Raw genomic sequence first — 18622 nt, 5'->3', positions numbered from 1 at the left:
CGTGTGCCGTCCGCCGGGAGCCGCAGCACGTTGACCGAGAACTTCATGGGGGACGTCTCAGCCATGACCGCACAGCCACATTCCGCCCTGCCCCTGTCGGCCGCCCAGATGGGCGTCTGGCTCGCCCAGCAGCTGACGCCCGAGGACAACGGCTTCAACGTCTGCTACGGGCTGGAGATCAGCGGGCCGCTGGACGTGCCGCGCCTCGAACAGGCCGTCCGCGCCACCTACTCCGAGGGCGAGTCCATCCGCTGCGCCGTCGTTCCCGGCGACAACGGGTCGCGGCAGACCGTCCGGCCCCTCGACGGCTTCGCGCTGCCCGTCACCGACGTCAGCGCCGAGACGTCCCCCGCGCAGGCGGTCCGCGAGCTGACCGAGGCCCGCCGCCGGAAGCCGGTCGACCTGCACCACCACACCCTCGGCGCCGTGCTCTACCGCACCGCCGAGCAGGAGCACACGCTCGTCCTGCACGTGCACCACCTCTTCGCCGACGGCTTCAGCTCCACCCTCGTCATCAGCCGCATCGCCGAGCACTACGCCGCCCTCACCGAGGGCCGGGACCCCGGGCCCTCCCCGTACGCGCCGGCCGCCGAGGTCCTCGCCGACGACGCCGCGTACCGCGCCGGCGAGCAGTTCGCCGAGGACCGCGCCCACTGGCTGGAGCGGCTGGCCGACGCCCCGCCGCCGGCCACCGTCTCCGGCCGCGCCGGGCGCAGCAGCAACGGCGACATCCACCACGTCACCGGCCACCTCTCCGCCGACGACCTCAAGGCGCTGTCCGTCGCGGCCCGCGCCGCGCGGTCCACCTGGTCCGGCGTCCTCACCGCCGCGTTCATGGCGTACGTGCACCGGGTGACCGGCACGCCGGACGTCACCGTCGAGTTCCCCGTGCCGGCCCGCGTCGGCACCGCCAACCGGCGCACCCCCGGCATGCACTCCAACGTGCTGCCGCTCACCCTCACCCTCGACCCGCAGGCAAGCGTCCGCGACACCGTCCGCGCGGTCTCCGGCGCCGTGCGGCAGCTGCTGCGCCACCAGCGCTACCGGGCCGAGGACATCCGCAAGGACCTCCGCGACGCGGGCCACGACCGGCAGGCCGGCGGCCCCCGCATCAACATCATGCCGTTCGAGGGCGACATCGCCTTCGGCGACTGCGCCGGCACGCTGGTGCCGCTGTTCACCGGCCCCGTGCCCGACCTGTCGGTCGACGTCACCAAGCTCCCCGACGACAGCGGGCTGCGCTTCGACGTCAAGGGCGACCGCGCCGGCTTCACCCCGGCCGACGTGGCCGCGCACCGCGAGCGGTTCCTCGCCTTCGTCATGGCCTTCGTCGCCGACCTCGACCGCCCGCTGGGGCACGTGGAGATCCTCGCGGACGAGGAACGGCGGCGCATCCTCACCGAGTGGAGCGGCGCCGACCGCGCCGCCGGCCTCGCCCTGCCCGACGACCCGGGCACGATCACCGGGCTGTTCGAGGCGCAGGCGGCCCGCACCCCCGGCGCCGTCGCCGTCGTCCACGAGGACACCCGCCTCACCTACGCCGAACTCGACGCCCGCGCCAACCGGCTGGCCCACCACCTCGCCGCGCACGGCGCCGCCCCCGAGCGGTTCGTCGCCCTGGCCCTGTCCCGCTCCGCCGACCTCGTCGTGGCCGTCCTCGCCGTGCTCAAGACCGGCGCCGCGTACCTGCCGGTCGACCAGGACTACCCGGCGGACCGCATCGCCACCATGCTCGCCGACACGGCGCCCGTCGCCGTGCTCGCCGACGCCGTCACCGCGCCCCGGCTGCCGGCGGACGCCACGGTGCTGCGCCTCGACGACGCCTCCGTCGCCGCCGCCGTGGCCGCCCGCCCGGCCGGACGCCCCGCCGTCGCCGTGTCCCCGGACCACGCCGCGTACGTCATCTACACCTCGGGCTCGACCGGCCGCCCCAAGGGCGTCGTCGTGCCGCACCGCAACGTCACGCGGCTGCTCACGGCCACCGACCACTGGTTCGGCTTCGGCCCGGACGACGTGTGGACGCTGTTCCACTCGTACGCCTTCGACTTCTCGGTCTGGGAGATCTGGGGCGCCCTCCTCCGGGGCGGCCGCCTCGTCGTGGTGCCCTACGACACCAGCCGTTCCCCCGCCGACTTCCTGCGCCTGCTGGCCGCCGAGCGGGTCACCGTGCTCAACCAGACGCCGTCGGCCTTCTACCAGCTCATGCAGGCGGACGCCGAGAACCCGGGCCAGGAACTCGCGCTGCGCTACGTCGTCTTCGGCGGCGAGGCGCTGGAGCCCGGCAAGCTGGCGCACTGGTACGCCCGCCACGCCGACGACGCGCCGGTGCTGGTCAACATGTACGGCATCACCGAGACCACCGTGCACGTCACCCACCGGCCCCTGGACCGCGCCACCGCCCTGTCGAACCAGGGCAGTGTCATCGGCACCGGCATCCCCGACCTGCGCGTCTACGTGCTCGACGCCTCCCTGTCGCCCGTGCCGCCGGGCGTGGTGGGGGAGATGTACGTGGGCGGCGCCGGCCTGGCCCGGGGCTACCTCGACCGGCCGGGGCTGACCGCGGAACGCTTCGTCGCCGACCCCTTCGCCGGCCCCGGCGCCCGCATGTACCGCACCGGCGACCTGGCCCGGTGGAGCACCACCGGCGAACTGGAGTTCATGGGCCGCGCCGACGACCAGGTCAAGGTCCGCGGCTTCCGCATCGAGCTCGGCGAGATCGAGGCCGCCCTCTCCCGCCACCCCGCCGCCGGCCAGGTGGCCGTGGTCGTCCGCGAGGACCGCCCCGGGGACCGCCGCCTCGTCGGCTACGTCGTGCCGTCCGCCGCCGCGGGCCCGGACGGCGTGGACGTCGCGGCGCTGCGCGCCTCCGTCACTGGTGTGCTGCCCGACTACATGGTGCCCTCGGCCTTCGTCGTCCTCGACGCGCTGCCGCTGACCTCGAACGGCAAGCTGGACCGGCGCGCCCTGCCGGCCCCCGACCTCACGGCCGCCGCCGGCGGCCGCGGCCCGCGCACCCCGCAGGAGGAGACCCTCTGCGGCCTGTTCGCCGAGATCCTCGGCGTGCCCGGCGTCGGCATCGACGACAACTTCTTCGAGCTGGGCGGCCACTCCCTGCTGGCCACCCGCGTCATCAGCCGCATCCGCTCCGTCTTCGGCGTCGACCTGCCCGTCCGCGCCCTGTTCCAGGCCCCGACGGTGGCCGGCCTGGCCGGGCACCTCGCCTCCGCGGGCAGCGCCCGCCCGGTGCTCGCCGCTGCCGAACCGCGCCCCGACGTGCTGCCCGTCTCGTACGCCCAGCAGCGGCTGTGGTTCCTGTCCCGGCTGGAGGGCCGCAGCGGCACGTACAACATGCCGATCCCGCTGCGCCTGCGCGGCACCCTCGACCGTGACGCCCTGCGCGCCGCCGTGCGCGACCTCGTCGTCCGGCACGAGAGCCTGCGCACCGTCGTCGGCGAGGTGGACGGCGAACCCTGCCAGCTGGTCCGCACCCTCGGCGAGGCCGAACCCGCATGGGCCGAGACGCCGGTCCGCGACGAGGCCGAGCTCACCGCCGCCGTGGTGACCGAAGGCGCCCACGGCTTCGACGTGACGGCCGAACTCCCCGTGCGCATATGTCTCTTCACACTGTCCGAGCAGGAGCACGTGCTCCTGCTCGTCCTCCACCACATCGCCTGCGACGGCTGGTCACTGGAGCCGCTGATCCGCGACCTGTCCCGGGCCTACGCGGCACGCTGCGCCGGCGAGGCACCGGTGTGGGACGCGCTGCCGGTGCAGTACGCCGACTACGCGCTGTGGCAGCGGCAGCTGCTCGGCGACGAGGCCGACCCCGACAGCCTCGCCGCACGCCAGCTCGCCTACTGGCGCGAGCAGCTGGCCGGCATCCCCGACCAGCTCGCCCTGCCCACCGACCGCCCCCGCCCGGCCACGGCCACCCACCGCGGCGGCGTCGTCCCCGTCCGGATCGACGCGGACCTGCACCGGCAGGTCGCGGCCGTCGCCCGCGACGCCGGGGTCAGCGTCTTCATGGTGGTCCAGGCGGCGTTCGCCGCCCTGCTCACCCGCCTGGGCGCCGGCACCGACGTGCCCGTGGGCGTGCCCGTCGCCGGCCGCGCCGACGAGGCGCTGGACGACCTGGTGGGCTTCTTCGTCAACACCCTCGTGCTGCGCACCGACACCTCCGGCGACCCGGCCTTCACCGAGCTGCTGGACCGCGTCCGCGACACCGACCTCACCGCCTTCGAGCACCAGGACCTGCCCTTCGACCGGCTCGTCGAGGTCCTCAACCCCGTCCGGTCCGCCGCCCACCAGCCGCTCTTCCAGGTGATGCTGGCCTTCCAGAGCAACCCGGCCACCACCTTCGACCTGTCCGGCCTGGACGTGACGGCCGAGCCCGTGCCGAACGGCACCGCCAAGTTCGACCTGTGCCTCACCGTCGACGAGCGCTTCGCCGGCGACGGCGGCCCCACCGGCATGGACGGCGAACTGGAGTACGCCGCCGACCTCTTCGACCCGGAGACGGCCGAGGCGATCGCCGTCCGCTTCGAACGGCTCCTGCGGGCCGTCGCCGCCGACCCGGGCGTACGGCTCAGCGAGATCGGCGTGCTCGACGAGGACGAGCAGCACCGCCTCCTCGTCGAGTGGAACGACACCGGCGCAGCGCACACCCACGACACCGTGCTCGACCTGTTCCGCGCCACCACCCGCCGCACCCCCGACGCCACCGCACTCGTGTGCGGCACCGACCGGCTGACGTACGCGGAGCTCGACGCCCGCGCCAACCGGCTGGCCCACCACCTGCTGGCCGGCGGCGTCGGCGCGGAGAACGCGGAAAGTATCGTGGCGCTCGCGCTGCCGCGCACCGCCGACTTCGTCGTGGCCCTCCTCGCGGTCCTCAAGACCGGCGCCGCCTACCTGCCGCTCGACCCCGGCCACCCGGCCGACCGCATCGCGTCCATGCTCGACGACGCGCGCCCCGCGCTCGTCGTCACCGTCCACGACGCCGCCGCCGGGCTCCCCGCCACGGACGTGCCCCGCCTCGTCCTGGACGACGCCGGCACCGCCGCGGCCCTCGCCGCCCGCCCGGACCACGACCCGACCGACGCCGACCGCGGCCGGCCCCTGACCCCGGCCACCCCCGCCTACGTGATCTACACGTCGGGTTCCACCGGCCGCCCCAAGGGCGTCGTCGTCGAACACGGCGGCCTGGCCAACCTCGCCCGCGTCTACAGCAGCGGCTCCGCCCTGTTCACCACCGCGCTCCGGGCCGCCGGCGGACGCCGGCTGCGCGTCGCCCACACCGCCTCCTGGTCCTTCGACGCGTCCTGGGACCCGCTGCTGTGGATGATCGACGGCCACGAGCTGCACATCGTCGACGAAGCCGTCCGGCTGGACGCCGAGGCGTTCGTCGCCCACGTCCGCCGCGAACGCATCGACGCCGTCGACGGCACCCCCGGCTACATCCAGCAGCTCATGTCCTTCGGCCTGCTCGACGAGGGCGGCCACACCCCGCTCATGCTCGTCCTCGGCGGCGAGTCCGTGCCCCAGGCCCTCTGGGACGACCTGCTGGCCCGCACCGGCGTCGTCGCCTACAACACCTACGGCCCCACCGAATGCACCGTCGACTCCGTCGACGGCGAGATCACCGGCAGCGACCGGCCCGTCATCGGCCGCGCTGTGCCCGGCGCCCGCGCCTACGTCCTCGACGCCACGCTGCGCCCGGTGCCCGTAGGCGTCGCCGGCGAACTGTACGTGGGCGGCGCCGGCGTCGCCCGCGGCTACCTCAACCGGCCCGGCCTGACCGCGGAACGCTTCGTCGCCGACCCGTTCGCCGGTCCCGGTGCCCGCATGTACCGCACCGGCGACCTGGTCCGCTGGACCCGCTCCGGCCACATCGAGTTCCTCGGCCGCGCCGACGACCAGGTGAAGATCCGTGGCTTCCGCATCGAACCCGGCGAGATCGAGGCCGTGCTCTCCCGCCACCCCGCCGTGGGCCAGGTGGCCGTGGTCGTCCGGGAGGACCGCGCGGGCGACCCCCGTCTCGTCGGCTACGTCGTGCCGTCCGCCGCGGCCGGCACGGCCGGCCACGACAGTGTGGACGTCGCGGCGCTCCGCACCTTCGTCGCGGGCGCGCTGCCCGACTACATGGTGCCCTCGGCCTTCGTCGTCCTCGACGCGCTGCCGGTGACGTCCAGCGGCAAGCTCGACCGGCGCGCCCTGCCCGTGCCGGACCTCACCCCCGTCGCCGGCCGCGCGCCGCGCACCCCGCGCGAGGAGATCCTCTGCGGCCTGTTCGCCGAGGTCCTGGGCGTGCCGGGCGTCGGTGTCGACGACGACTTCTTCGCGCTGGGCGGCCACTCCCTGCTGGCCACCCGGGTCATCAGCCGCATCCGTTCCGTCTTCGGCGTCGACGTGCCCGTGCGGGCGCTGTTCCAGGCGCCGACCGTCGCGGGCCTGGCCGAGCGCGTCGCCTCCGCGGCGGGCGGCCGTCCGGTGCTGCGGGCGGCCGCGCCGCGCCCCGAGGTGCTGCCCGTGTCGTACGCGCAGCAGCGGCTGTGGTTCCTCTCCCGCCTGGAGGGCCGCAGCGCCACGTACAACATGGCCATGCCGCTGCGGCTGCACGGCACGCCCGACCCGGACGCCCTGCGGGCCGCGGTGCGCGACCTCATGGTCCGGCACGAGAGCCTGCGCACCGTCGTCGCCGAGACCGACGGCGAGCCCTGGCAGCGCATCACCGACCCCGCCGGCGTACGGCCCGACGTCGCCGTCGTCCCGGTCGGCGACGAGGACGAGCTCACCGCGGCCGTCGCGGCCGAGGGCGCCCACGGCTTCGACCTCTCCACCGAACTGCCCGTACGGGTCCGGCTCTTCAGCCTCTCCGAACGGGAGCACGTGCTCCTCGTGGTGATCCACCACATCGCCTGCGACGGCTGGTCCCTGGAGCCGCTGATCCGCGACCTGTCACGGGCCTACGCGGCCCGCTGCGCCGGCGAGGCGCCGGTGTGGGACGCGCTGCCGGTGCAGTACGCCGACTACGCGCTGTGGCAGCGGGAGCTCCTGGGCGACGAGGCCGACCCCGACAGCCTCGCCGCACGGCAGCTCGCCTACTGGCGCGAGCAGCTGTCCGGCATCCCCGACCAGCTCGCCCTGCCCACCGACCGGCCGCGCCCCGCCACCCCCACCCACCGCGGCGAGCGCATCACCTTCGGCCTCCCCGCCGACCTCCACGACGGCATCGCTGCCCTGGCCCGCGAGACCGGCGTCAGCGCCTTCATGGTGCTCCAGGCGGCGTTCGCCGGGCTGCTCACCCGCCTGGGCGCCGGCACCGACGTGCCCGTGGGCGTACCCGTCGCCGGCCGCACCGACGAGGCGCTCAACGATCTGGTCGGATTCTTCGTCAATACTCTCGTGCTGCGCACCGACACCTCGGGCGACCCGGGCTTCACCGAGCTCCTCACCCGCGTCCGGGACACCACCCTGTCCGCCTACGACCACCAGGACCTGCCGTTCGAGCGCCTGGTGGAGGTCCTCAACCCCGTCCGCTCGGCCGCCTACCAGCCGCTGTTCCAGGTGATGTTCGCCCTCCAGAACAACCGCGAGGGCAGCCTGGAGCTGGCCGGGCTGCGGCTCCGCGAGGAGCGGCTCGACGTCGGCACGTCCAAGTTCGACATGTCGTGGAGCCTCACCGAGCGGTTCGCCGCGGACGGCAGCCCCGCGGGCGTCGAGGGCGACGTCGAGTACGCCACCGACCTCTTCGACCGCGACACGGTCGTCACCCTCGCCCGCCGCTTCGAACGGCTGCTGCGCGCCGTGGTCGCCGACCCCGCCGTCCGGCTCGGCGCGGTCGACCTGCTCGACGAGGGCGAAGGGCACCGCCTGCTGACCGGGTGGAACGCCACCGACGCCCCGGTGCCCACCGCCGGCGTCGCGGAGCAGTTCCGGACGTGGGCGGCCCGCACCCCGGACGCCACCGCCGTGGTCTGCGGCGACGAGACCCTCACGTACGCCGAACTGAACGCCCGCGCCAACCGGCTGGCCCGCCACCTGCTGGCCGAAGGCGCCGGGCCCGAGCGGATCGTGGCGCTCGCGCTGCCCCGCACCGCCGACTACGTGGTGGCCCTCCTCGCCGTACTCACCACCGGCGCGGCCTACCTGCCGGTCGACCCCGACTACCCGGCCGACCGCATCGCGTACATGCTCGACGACGCGCGCCCCGCGCTCCTGCTCACCACGCGCGAGACCGCCGGCACCCTGCCCGGGGCGGGCGTCCGACAGGTCGTGCTCGACGACCCCGCCACCGCCGGTGCCGTCGCCGCACACCCGGCCGACGACGTCACCGTCGCGGCGCACCCCCTGTCCCACCCCGCCTACGTCATCTACACCTCCGGCTCCACCGGCCGCCCCAAGGGCGTCGTCGTGCCGCAGGACAGCCTGGTCAACTTCCTCGCCTCCATGCGGGAACAGCTCGCCTTCGACGCCGGCGACCGGCTGCTGGCCGTCACCACCTTCGGCTTCGACATCGCCGGCCTGGAGACGTTCGTGCCGCTGCTCAGCGGCGCCTGCGTCGTCCTGGCCGACCGGGACGCCGTCCGTGACACCGCCGCGCTCCGCGACCTCGTCGTCCGGCACGGCGTCACGGTGATGCAGGCCACGCCGAGCCTGTGGCGCGTGGCCGTCGCCGACGGCCTCCCGCTGGCGGGCGTCCGCGTCCTCGTCGGCGGCGAGGCCCTGCCGGGCGACCTGGCCGCCTCGCTCGTCGACGGCGCGGCCTCGGTGACCAACCTCTACGGGCCCACCGAGACCACGATCTGGTCGACGTCCTCCGTGCTGGACGCGGCCACGGCGGCCACGCCGCGCATCGGCCGGCCCATCGCCAACACCCGGGTGTACGTCCTCGACGCCCACCTGCGCCCGGTGCCCGTGGGCGTCGCCGGTGAGCTGTACATCGGCGGCACCGGCGTGGTCCGCGGCTACCTGGGCCGGCCCGGCCTCACGGCGGAACGATTCGTCGCCGACCCGTTCGCCGGCCCCGGCGCCCGCATGTACCGCACCGGCGACCTGGTCCGCTGGACGTCCTCCGGCGAGCTGGAGTTCGTCCGCCGCGTCGACGACCAGGTGAAGATCCGCGGCTTCCGCATCGAGCTGGGCGAGATCGAGACCGTCCTCTCCCGGCACCCCCTGGTCGACCGCGTCGCCGTCACCGTCCGCGAGGACCAGCCCGGCAACAAGCGCCTGGTGGCCTACGTCGTGCCGGTGGGCGAAGAGGCCCGGCAGGGCGAGGTCGCCGAGGGCCACCGCGTCGGCGAGTGGCAGGACATCTACGACTCCATCTACGCCGACGCCGCCTCCGCCGAGTTCGGCGAGGACTTCGGCCTGTGGGTGAGCAGCTACGACAACGCCCGCATCCCGGTCGGCGAGATGCGCCGGTGGCGGGACGCCGCCGTGACCCGCGTCCAGGAGCACGCCCCGCGGCGCATCCTGGAGATCGGCGTCGGCAGCGGCCTCCTGCTGTCCCGCCTGGCGCCCGGCTGCGAGACGTACTGGGGCACCGACTTCTCCGCCCCCGTCATCGAGGCGCTGCGGGCCAAGGTCGCCGGCGTCCCGGAGCTCGACGGCCGCGTGGAGCTGCGGCAACAGCCGGCGCACGTCGTCGACGGGCTGCCCGAGGGGTACTTCGACGTGGTCCTCCTCAACTCCGTCGTGCAGTACTTCCCCAGCGCCGACTACCTCACCGACGTGCTCCGCAAGGCCACGGACCTGCTCGCCCCCGGCGGCGTCATCGTCGTCGGCGACGTACGCAACCTGCGCCTGCTGCACGCCTTCCACGCCGACGTCCAGGCCGCCCGCACCGGCGAGGACGACCCCGCCGAGCTGCGGCGCAAGGCCGAACGGGCTGCGCTGATGGAGAAGGAGCTGCTCGTCGCGCCCGAGTACTTCGCCGCCCTCGCCGAGGCCGTCCCCGGGCTCGCCGGCGCCGACATCCGCATCAAGCGCGGCGACTACCACAACGAGCTGACCCGCTACCGCTACGAGGCCGTCCTGCACAAGAAGCCCGCCGGGGCCCTGGTGTCGCTGCGCGACGCCGAGGCGTTCCCCTGGCGGCCGGGCGAGGACACCCTCGGCACCGTCACCGAGCACGTGGCCCGCAAGCGCCCCGCCCGGCTGCGCGTCACCGGCGTGCCCAACCTGCGGCTGCCCGGCACCGCGCACGGCGTCGACCCCGAGGCGTTCTGTGCGGCGGGGGAGGAGCTCGGCTACCGGACCGTGGCCACCTGGTCCGGCAGCGGGCACGACACCTTCGACGTGCTGTTCGTGGACCCGGAGGACGCGCCCGGCACCACGCTCACGGACCTGTACCTGCCGGCCGCGGCGGGCCGGGCCCCCGGCGACCTCACGGGCCTCACCAACGTCCCGTCCGTCTCCTTCGAGGGCAGCGCGCTGGCCACCGAGATGCGCCGGTACGCGTCGGCCGGCCTGCCCGACTACATGATGCCGTCCGCGTTCGTCACCCTCGACGCCCTGCCGCTCACCCCCAACGGCAAGCTGGACCGCCGTGCCCTGCCCGCACCGGACTTCGCCCCGGCGGCCGGCAGCCGGCCCCCGCGCACGCCGCAGGAGGAGGTGCTGTGCGGCCTGTTCGCGGAAGTGCTCGGCGTACCGGCCGTGGGCATCGACGACAACTTCTTCGACATGGGCGGCCATTCGCTCCTGGTGACGCGCCTCATCAGCCGGATCCGTTCCGTGCTGGGCGCCGAACCCGGCATCCGGGCCGTCTTCGAGTCGCCGACCGTGGCCGGCCTCGCCGGCCGCCTCGACCAGGCCGGCGGCCGGAAGCAGCGGCCCGCACTGCGGCGGATGCGCCGCCCGTGACCCGCACACCGCACACCAGCACGGACAAGGAAAAGGACGGCTCGCGATGAAACTCGGAAGGTTCCCCGCCGCGTACTGGTGGGTGTGGGCCGGCAGCCTGGTCAACCACGCCGGTTCCTTCGTGATCCCGTTCTTCGCCTACTACCTCACCAGCAAGCAGGGCTTCACCCCCCTCCAGGTCGGCCTGGTCGCCACGCTCTACGGGGCCGGCGGCGTGCTGTCCACGGTGGTGGCCGGGGTCGCCGCCGACCGCATCGGCCGGCGCCCCACCCTCCTGGTGTCCCAGGCGGGCGCGGCCGGCGCGATGCTGGCCCTCGGCTTCGCCCACCACGTCGCCCTCATCGACGTCCTGGCGTTCGTCCTCGGCTTCACCTCGTACGCCGCCGGGCCGGTCTTCTCCGCGATGATCGCCGACGTGGTGCCCGAGGAGGACCGCAAGACGGCCTACGCCGTCCACTACTGGGCGGTCAACCTGGGCTTCGCCGCCGCCCCTGTCCTGGCCGGCCTCATGGCCGGCAGCGGGTACGTCTGGCTGTTCGTCGGCGACGCGGCGACCACCGCGGCCTGCGCCGTGCTGATCGCCTGGCGGGTGCCCGAGCACCGGCCCGGACAGGACGGCGCCGACGCGGACGGCGAGCAGGCGCAGGGCGGCCTGGGCAGCGTGCTGAAGGACCACGTGTTCACCGCGCTGCTGCTCATCACCCTCGGCGTCGTCGTGATCTACACGCAGTACCAGGTGACGCAGCCCATCGCCATGCAGGAGGCCGGGCTCTCACCGCGCATGTACGGGCTGGTCAGCGCCGTCAACGGGGCGCTGGTCGTGGTGATCCAGCTGCCCGTCACCCGGCTGGTCGACCGCTACCACGACGACCTGCTGCTCGCCGGCGGCGCGCTGCTCCTCGGCGCGGGCATGGCCCTGACCGCGTTCGCGCACGGCCCGGCCATGTTCGCCGCCTCCATCGCCGTGTGGACGCTCGGCGAGGCGGTCGTCATGCCCACCAGCGCCGCCGTCGTCTCCAAGCTCGCGCCCGCCCACCTCCAGGGGCGCTACCAGGGCCTGTACGGCATGGCCTACGCGCTGGCGGCCGTGATCGGCCCGCTGACCGGCGGCTGGGCGTTCGGCCACCTCGGCGGCGGCGCGGTCTGGACGGGCTGCCTGGTGCTGGGCGTGGCCAGTGCCGCCGGGGCCCTCCTGGTGGGGCGCGGGGTACGGGCCCGTACCGCGCCCGCCACCGGGGAGCCGGCGGTCCCCGTCGGCTGACCGCACGGGACAAGAAGCACGAACCGAGAGAAGAGAAACCGGAGCGACATCATGAGCAACCCCTTCGAGGACAACGACGCCCAGTACCGCGTGCTCGTCAACGACGAGGGCCAGCACTCGCTGTGGCCGGACTTCGCGGACGTGCCGGCCGGCTGGACCGTCGTGCACGGCCCCGCCGGCCGCCAGGAGTGCCTGGACCACGTGGAGGCGAACTGGACCGACATGCGGCCCAAGAGCCTGGCCGAGGCGATGGACCGGTAGGACCCGGCCCCACCCGGAGGCGAGAGCCGGCAGCGCACCGCTGCCGGCTCTCGGCGCGTCCGGGGCCGGCGGGCGCCGCGCAGCTGGTGCGATCGTGTGAACATGCCGGGCCGCCTCGCGGATCCGCCTCCGCTCGTGCGGAACCATTCCCCCATGACCGACGCCGAGGTCCTCGCGACCATCCGCACCGTCCTGACCACCACCTTCCAGGTGCCCGACGACGAGGTGACCCCCGAGGCCACCCTGGAGCAGCTGGAGATGGACTCGCTCGCGCTGGCCGAGTTCGCCCTCGTCCTGGAGGAACGGCTCGGCGTACGGCTCCGGGGCGAGCAGGCCACCCGCTCCACCACCCTGGCCGAGGTCGCGGCCCACGTCCGGGCCCTGCGCGACGGCAGCGTGGCGGCGCGGTGAGCCCGGCGCGCCCGGAGCGGATCGCCGTCACGGGGCTCGGCCTGGTCACCGCGGCCGGCGAGGGCGTCGAGGCCACGTGGCAGGCGGTCTGCGCCGGCCGTGGCACCGCCACCCGCGACCCCGCCCTGGCGGGCCTGCCGGTGGACTTCTCCTGCCGTGTGCCCGGCCCCCGGGACGCCGACCGGCGCATCGGGCGCGCGGCGTGGCGCATGGGACGGTTCGTCAAACTGGCGGTCCTCGCGGCCCGCGAGGCGGTCCGCGACGCGGGCCTGGACCCGCGCGGCTGGGACGGGTCCCGGGTCGCCGTCGTCATCGGCTGCGGGATGGGCGGCACCGAGTGGGAGGAGCAGGCACGGCGGCTGGAGGAGCAGGGCCCCGGCATGGTGTCGCCGCTGGCCATCCCCACGATGATCCCCAACCTGGCGGCCGGCGAGGTCTCCATCGACCTGCGGGCCACCGGCCCGAGCCTCGCCCCCGCCACCGCCTGCGCCTCGGGGGCCACGGCCCTCGTCGTCGCCCGTGACCTGCTGGCGGCCGGGCACTGCGACGTGGCGGTGGCCGGCGGCGCCGAGGCGGCCGTCGGCCGGCTGTCGACGGCGGGCTTCTGGCGCATGGGCGCCCTGTCGGAGCGCACGGGCGACGCGGGCGGTGCGTCGCGGCCGTTCGCCCCGGACCGGGACGGCTTCGTCATGGCCGAGGGTGCCGGTGTGCTGGTGCTGGAACGGGCCGGGGACGCCGCCGCCCGCGGCGCCCGGCTGCGCGCCGTGCTCGCCGGGTGCGGCAGCACCTCCGACGCCCACCACCCCACCGCGCCGCCCGCCGGGGCCGCCGGTGCCGAGGCGGCCCTGCGGGCGGCGCTCGCCGAGGCGGGCCTCGACCCGTACGACGTGGACCACGTCAACGCGCACGGCACCTCGACGCCGCTCAACGACGCCACGGAGGCGGCCCTGATCGCGCGGGTCCTGCCGCACCGGCCCAGTGTCACGGCGCCCAAGGGCGCTCTGGGGCACTCCCTCGGCGCGGCCGGGGCCGTCGAGGCGGCCCTGACGGTGCTGACGATCGAGCACCGGCTCGTCCCGCCGGTGGCCAACCTCGGGGCCGCCGCCCCCGAGGCGGACATCGACTGCGTCACCAAACAACCGCGCCGCCAGAACGTACGAGTGGCCCTCAGTCATTCGTTCGGTTTCGGTGGTCACAACGTCGTCCTCGCCCTCACGGCGGCCCGCTGAATACCGGCCGTCCGGTGCCCCGGCCATTTTCTTTCGTGAATTGCTGTGCGCATTCCGTGCACGGCATTCCGGGAAACCGGAGGAGTGCTCAACTGCTTGGAACTCACGTCCACTTGAGCCGTGCGGGGCAACTGATGTCGTGTACTCTGTGCGTGCCAGCGGGAAAGAGGGTGATCCCTCTTCCCCAGCGAAACGGGGGTTTCGTGGCCGCGCATACGCATGCGTTTTCCGCCTGCGTGCCGGTAGATCCTTGACGCCCATCGGGGCGGTGCCGCGGCGCGGCCGTGAAACACAGGACATGGGGGAGCGAAAGTTCTGTGTCGATCGTTCGAACACTTCGTCCATCCTTGACGGCCGTCACGCTCGCCGTCGCACTCGTCTGCCCGGCGCTCGCCGCCACGGGCACCGCCGCCGCGGACGACGACGGCGGACGGCCGGGCACCACCTACTACGTCGACTGCGCGGCGGGCGACGACAGCCGCGCCGGCACCGGCACCACCACCGCCTGGCGCACGCTGGGCAAGGTCAACTCCGTCACCTTCCGGCCCGGCGACGTCATCTCCTTACGGAAGGGCACCACCTGCACCGGCACGCTCGTGCCGCAGGGCTCCGGCACCGCCTCGAGACCCGTCAAGGTCACCGCGTACGGCAGCGGCGCCCGGCCCCGGATCGTGGCCGCCGACGCCCGCGCCGCCGTCCACCTGCGCAACGTCGAGGGCTGGGAGATCAGCGGCCTCGACATCTCCAACCCGGGCACCAACGTCACCGACCCGCGCACCGGCATCTACGTCGAGCTCACCGACTACGGCAAGGGCACGCACTACGCCTTCCGCGACAACTACGTGCACGACATCGCCGGCTGCGACTGCACCAACCCGGGCCAGCCCGGCGGCGGCATCGTCTTCAACGCCACCGGCTCGCGGAAACTGACGTCCTTCGACGACCTCCACGTCGCCGACAACGTCGTACGGAAGGTCAGCGGCATCGGCATCGGCACCTCCTCGCTGTGGGCCCGCCGTGCCGCCTATCCCGCCGGCCCCGGCACCGCGTACGGCCCGCACACCCGGATCCGTATCGAGGGCAACCGCCTCTCGGAGCTGGGCGGTGACGGCATCAACATCACCAACGGCCAGCACGCGATGATCCAGAAGAACACCGTCGAGGGATTCGCCCTCAAGGCCACGATCGACCACGCCGGCATCTGGTCGTGGAACTCCGATTACACCACCGTCCAGCACAACACCATCGGTGGCGGCAACGGCGGGAAATTCGGCGCCTTCGCCTTCGACGTGGACGGTGCCAACACCGGCACGCTCTACCAGTACAACTACTCGCACGACAACAGCGGGCTGATGCTGATCTGCTCGGTCGAGGGCCTGCCCTCCGACCGGCCCACGATCCGCTACAACATCAGCCGCAACGACAAGGACGTCAACGGCGGCGTGATGATCCTGGCCTGCACCCAGCAGACCAACATCGCCATCTACGGCAACACCGTCCACGCCCCGCAGGCCGACACCCTGTGGTGGAACGTGAGCCCGGACAAGCCGCTGGTCTCCAACAACGTCTTCGTCGGCAAGCCCGGCGGCTCGGCCGTCAAGGACACCACCAGCACCTTCCGCGGCAACCTCTACCAGAACGTCGCCAAGGTCCCGGCCGACCCGAAGGCCGTCGTCGGCGACCCGCGCTTCGTGAACGCGGGTGCACCCGGCCCCGACGGGTACAAGCTCAAGGCCGGCTCGCCCGCCCTGGGCGCGGGGGTGGCCGTGCCGGGCGACGCGGACCGGGACTTCTTCGGCAACCGGGTCCCGGCCGCCCGGCCGAACATGGGCGCCTACCAGGGGCCCGGCCTCCGCTAGGCCACAGCACGACCGTGCACCGCACAGGACGGGGCGCTCCGGCAACGGGGCGCCCCGTTCGCATGTGCGCGCGGGCGGCGCCCCCGGGGCGGCGGATGCGCCCGGGCGCCGGTTGAGTAGTTGCCGGATCACTAGTAACCTGGCAACTATGACGTACAGGCGTTCCACGCTGGCTCTGGCCGTGCTCTCCCTGCTCGCCGAGGCCCAGCACCAGCAGCAGCTCGGTATGCACCCGTACAAGATGCAGCGCCTGATGAAGGACCGCGGCAAGGGCGAAGTGGTCAACGTCGGGCAGCGGGCCAGCCTCTACCGCACGATCGAGCGCCTGCACCGCAAGGAGCTGATCGAGGTGCGGGAGAGCAGCAGGGAGCACAACCGGCCCGAGCGCACCCTCTACGCCCTCACCGACGAAGGCACGCGGGTCTGGCGCGAGTGGATGCTCGACGCCCTGGCCACGCCGAAGCGGGAGTTCCCCGAATTCCTCGCCGCCATGGCCTTCGTCCCCCTTCTCGAGCCGGGGGAAGTGGCCGACCAGTTGGCCAGGAGACAGGAGAAGCTCGAGACCGAACTGACCCGGCTCAACGCCCAGATCGCCGCCTCCGGCGAGTGGGGCCGGCTCTTCACGCTGGAGCTGGAGTGCCTGCGGGCGACCACCGAGGCCGAGCTGGAGTGGGTCGAATCGGTCATCAAGGACCTGCGCTCCGGAAGCATCACCTGGTCCAAGGAGTGGTTGGCCGCCATGGCGGCCGCCCACTCGCACTAGTGGGAGAAGGAACAACCACCATGTCCGCCACACCCTTGCACGTCATCATCATCGGTGCCGGCACCGGCGGCCTCTGCCTGGCCCAGGGCCTCAAGCGGGCCGGGGTCAGCGTCGCCGTCTACGAGCGCGACCGCACCCGGCGCGACGGCCTCCAGGGCTACCGGGTCGGCATCGACGCCGACGGCAAGCGGGCGCTGAGGGCCAACCTCTCGCCCGAGCTCTACGAGACGTTCATCGCCACGTGCGCCAAGCGGCCCCTGTGGGGCAACCAGATGACGCACGAGAAGAAGTTCCTGTTCTCCGCCGGCCCCGAGGTCCTCAAGCCCGAGGACCAGCCCTCGGAGGACGACCAGGACGAGTCGGTGAGCCGGATGACGCTCCGGCAGCTCCTGCTCACCGGTGTCGAGGACGTCGTCCACTTCGACAAGGAGTTCACGCATTACGAGCAGCACCCCGACGGCACCGTCAGTGCCCACTTCACCGACGGCGACGTGGCCACCGGCCACCTCCTCGTCGGCGCCGAGGGCGCCAACTCGCGGGTGCGCAAGCAGTACCTGCCGCACGCCCGGCTCGTGGAGACCGGTCTCGTCGGCATCACGGGCAAGACCCCGCTGAACGACGAGACGCGCGCCCTGCTGCCCCAGCGGGTGATGGAGGGCGTCACGATGGTGCACGGGCCCAAGGGCTTCATGTGCATCCTGCACGTGATGCGCTTCAAGTGGGACGAGAACGGCAAGCCCAAGGAGGGCATCGGCAGCACAGACGCCGATGCCCTCCGCAACTGGCCCGGCATGCTCTACGACAACAGCCGCGACTACATCATGTGGGGCTTCGCCGCCTCCGACCGCTGGCTGCCGCCGAACGTCACCAAGATGCGCGGCGCCGAGATCCAGCAGCTGGTCCTGGAGAAGACCAAGGCCTGGCACCCCGACTTCCGGCGCATCTTCTCCCTGGGCGACCCGAACAGCAGCTTCCCGCTGGTCATCCGGACGTCCGAACCCATCGACCCGTGGCCGAGCAGCAACATCACGCTGATCGGCGACGCCATCCACACGATGACGCCCGGGCGCGGCGTCGGCGCCAACACGGCGCTGCGGGACGCCCGGCTGCTGGCCCGCAAGCTGGTCGCCGTTCACCGTGGCGAACAGTCGCTGCTCGACGCCGTGCACGCGTACGAGACGACGATGACCTCCTACGCCTGGGACGCGGTGATCAAGTCCCGGGCCCAGATGGACGGCCACTCGGTGATGCACCGCGGCGACCTCCTGGGCACCTTCGCCCGCGGGGGCATGCGCACCGCCATGCGCACGATGAACCACCTGCCCCCGGTCAAGCGGAAGATCGTCATGTCGGAGAGCACCTTCCGGGGCGCCGGCCGCGACGACGAGGACTGACCGGGCCGGCCGGCCCCCGGCCGCGGGTCAGTAGTTGGTGTCCGGGACGTTGTCCGTCGCCCAGAACCCGGCGACCACGAACAAGAGCACGGTGAGGACGATGAGGACCACACCGATGATCGTGGCGATGAGCGCGAACAGGCGGGCCTTCCCGGACGAGTCCTCGGCTCCCGGGAGGTCGCCCGAGGCGTACTTGCCGTTCACCTGGGCGGCGAAGATCACCGCCGGGATGCCCAGGGGCCAGAAGAGGATGAGCGAGACGATCGCCCAGCCGAGGTGGCTGGCAGGCCGGGGCGGGTAGCCGCCGGGCTGCGTGCTGTAGCCCGGCTGCTGCGGTGGCCAGCCCGTCTGGCCCTGGTACGCACCCGGCGGGGGGTTCGGCGGATGACCCTGCGGCGGCGAGTACTGCGGCCCGGCGCCGCCGCCGGGGCCTCCAGGGGTAGAGGGCGGTGGCGGGTAGCCGGGGTGGGTGGGCCCGCCGCCCTGGGGCGGTGGTGGGGTGCCGGCATTTCCGCGGTCCTCCGGCGGCGGTCTGCCGGGCCACTGTTCCTGGCTCATGGGGACCTGACTCCTGCTTT

8 protein-coding genes and 2 pseudogenes are annotated in these 18622 nt (G+C 73.6%); 9 read left to right on the top strand and 1 reads right to left on the bottom strand.

Annotated elements, in window-relative coordinates:
- Positions 1 to 45 precede the first annotated feature (45 nt).
- The 9 genes and pseudogenes from IE305_RS33905 to IE305_RS28930 all read left to right on the top strand — a co-directional run.
- A pseudogene (locus IE305_RS33905) lies at positions 46 to 1386 on the top strand (condensation domain-containing protein); the annotation flags it as partial.
- A pseudogene (locus IE305_RS28965) lies at positions 1360 to 10863 on the top strand (amino acid adenylation domain-containing protein); the annotation flags it as partial. The pseudogenes IE305_RS33905 and IE305_RS28965, both read left to right, overlap by 27 nt.
- Positions 10864 to 10912: 49 nt before the next feature.
- Positions 10913 to 12127 (top strand): MDR family MFS transporter, encoded by a 1215-nt coding sequence (locus IE305_RS28960; protein ID WP_190132766.1) that lies wholly within the window; start codon positions 10913 to 10915, stop codon positions 12125 to 12127.
- Between the two features lie 51 nt (positions 12128 to 12178).
- Complete coding sequence (locus IE305_RS28955) at positions 12179 to 12388, top strand: MbtH family protein (RefSeq protein WP_308440285.1); 210 nt, start codon at positions 12179 to 12181, stop codon at positions 12386 to 12388.
- Between the two features lie 153 nt (positions 12389 to 12541).
- Positions 12542 to 12799: an acyl carrier protein gene (locus IE305_RS28950; protein ID WP_190132765.1), complete on the top strand. Its 258-nt coding sequence runs from the start codon at positions 12542 to 12544 to the stop codon at positions 12797 to 12799.
- A complete protein-coding gene (locus tag IE305_RS28945; protein WP_190132764.1) occupies positions 12796 to 14028 on the top strand; it encodes a beta-ketoacyl-[acyl-carrier-protein] synthase family protein in 1233 nt (410 codons plus the stop codon). Before IE305_RS28950 ends, IE305_RS28945 begins: the two co-directional genes overlap by 4 nt.
- Positions 14029 to 14375: 347 nt before the next feature.
- Complete coding sequence (locus tag IE305_RS28940; protein WP_190132763.1) at positions 14376 to 15887, top strand: right-handed parallel beta-helix repeat-containing protein; 1512 nt, start codon at positions 14376 to 14378, stop codon at positions 15885 to 15887.
- A gap of 148 nt (positions 15888 to 16035) precedes the next feature.
- On the top strand, positions 16036 to 16650 hold the full coding sequence (locus IE305_RS28935; protein ID WP_190132762.1) for a PadR family transcriptional regulator: 615 nt from the start codon (positions 16036 to 16038) through the stop codon (positions 16648 to 16650).
- 20 nt (positions 16651 to 16670) lie between these two features.
- Positions 16671 to 18044 (top strand): FAD-dependent oxidoreductase, encoded by a 1374-nt coding sequence (locus IE305_RS28930; RefSeq protein ID WP_229891665.1) that lies wholly within the window; start codon positions 16671 to 16673, stop codon positions 18042 to 18044.
- 27 nt (positions 18045 to 18071) lie between these two features.
- Here IE305_RS28930 and IE305_RS28925 read toward each other — a convergent pair whose 3' ends face one another.
- Positions 18072 to 18602 carry a CD225/dispanin family protein gene (locus IE305_RS28925; RefSeq protein ID WP_190132761.1) on the bottom strand — a complete coding sequence of 177 codons (531 nt, stop codon included), beginning with the start codon at positions 18600 to 18602 and terminating at the stop codon, positions 18072 to 18074.
- Positions 18603 to 18622 lie beyond the last annotated feature (20 nt).

Source organism: Streptomyces mashuensis, from assembly GCF_014654785.1.
In the GTDB taxonomy this organism is placed as follows: Bacteria; Actinomycetota; Actinomycetes; order Streptomycetales; family Streptomycetaceae; genus Streptomyces; species Streptomyces mashuensis.
Note: the sequence above shows the minus strand (reverse complement) of the source record. Positions and strands in the feature narration are given on the sequence as shown.

What these genes read in the sequence shown, in the direction of transcription:
- IE305_RS28950 (WP_190132765.1), top strand. Translation starts at nt 12,542, where the DNA reads ATGACCGACGCCGAGGTCCTCGCGACCATCCGCACCGTCCTGACCACC.
- IE305_RS28955 (WP_308440285.1), top strand. Translation starts at nt 12,179, where the DNA reads ATGAGCAACCCCTTCGAGGACAACGACGCCCAGTACCGCGTGCTCGTC.
- IE305_RS28925 (WP_190132761.1), bottom strand. Translation starts at nt 18,602, where the DNA reads ATGAGCCAGGAACAGTGGCCCGGCAGACCGCCGCCGGAGGACCGCGGA.
- IE305_RS28960 (WP_190132766.1), top strand. Translation starts at nt 10,913, where the DNA reads ATGAAACTCGGAAGGTTCCCCGCCGCGTACTGGTGGGTGTGGGCCGGC.
- IE305_RS28935 (WP_190132762.1), top strand. Translation starts at nt 16,036, where the DNA reads ATGACGTACAGGCGTTCCACGCTGGCTCTGGCCGTGCTCTCCCTGCTC.
- IE305_RS28930 (WP_229891665.1), top strand. Translation starts at nt 16,671, where the DNA reads ATGTCCGCCACACCCTTGCACGTCATCATCATCGGTGCCGGCACCGGC.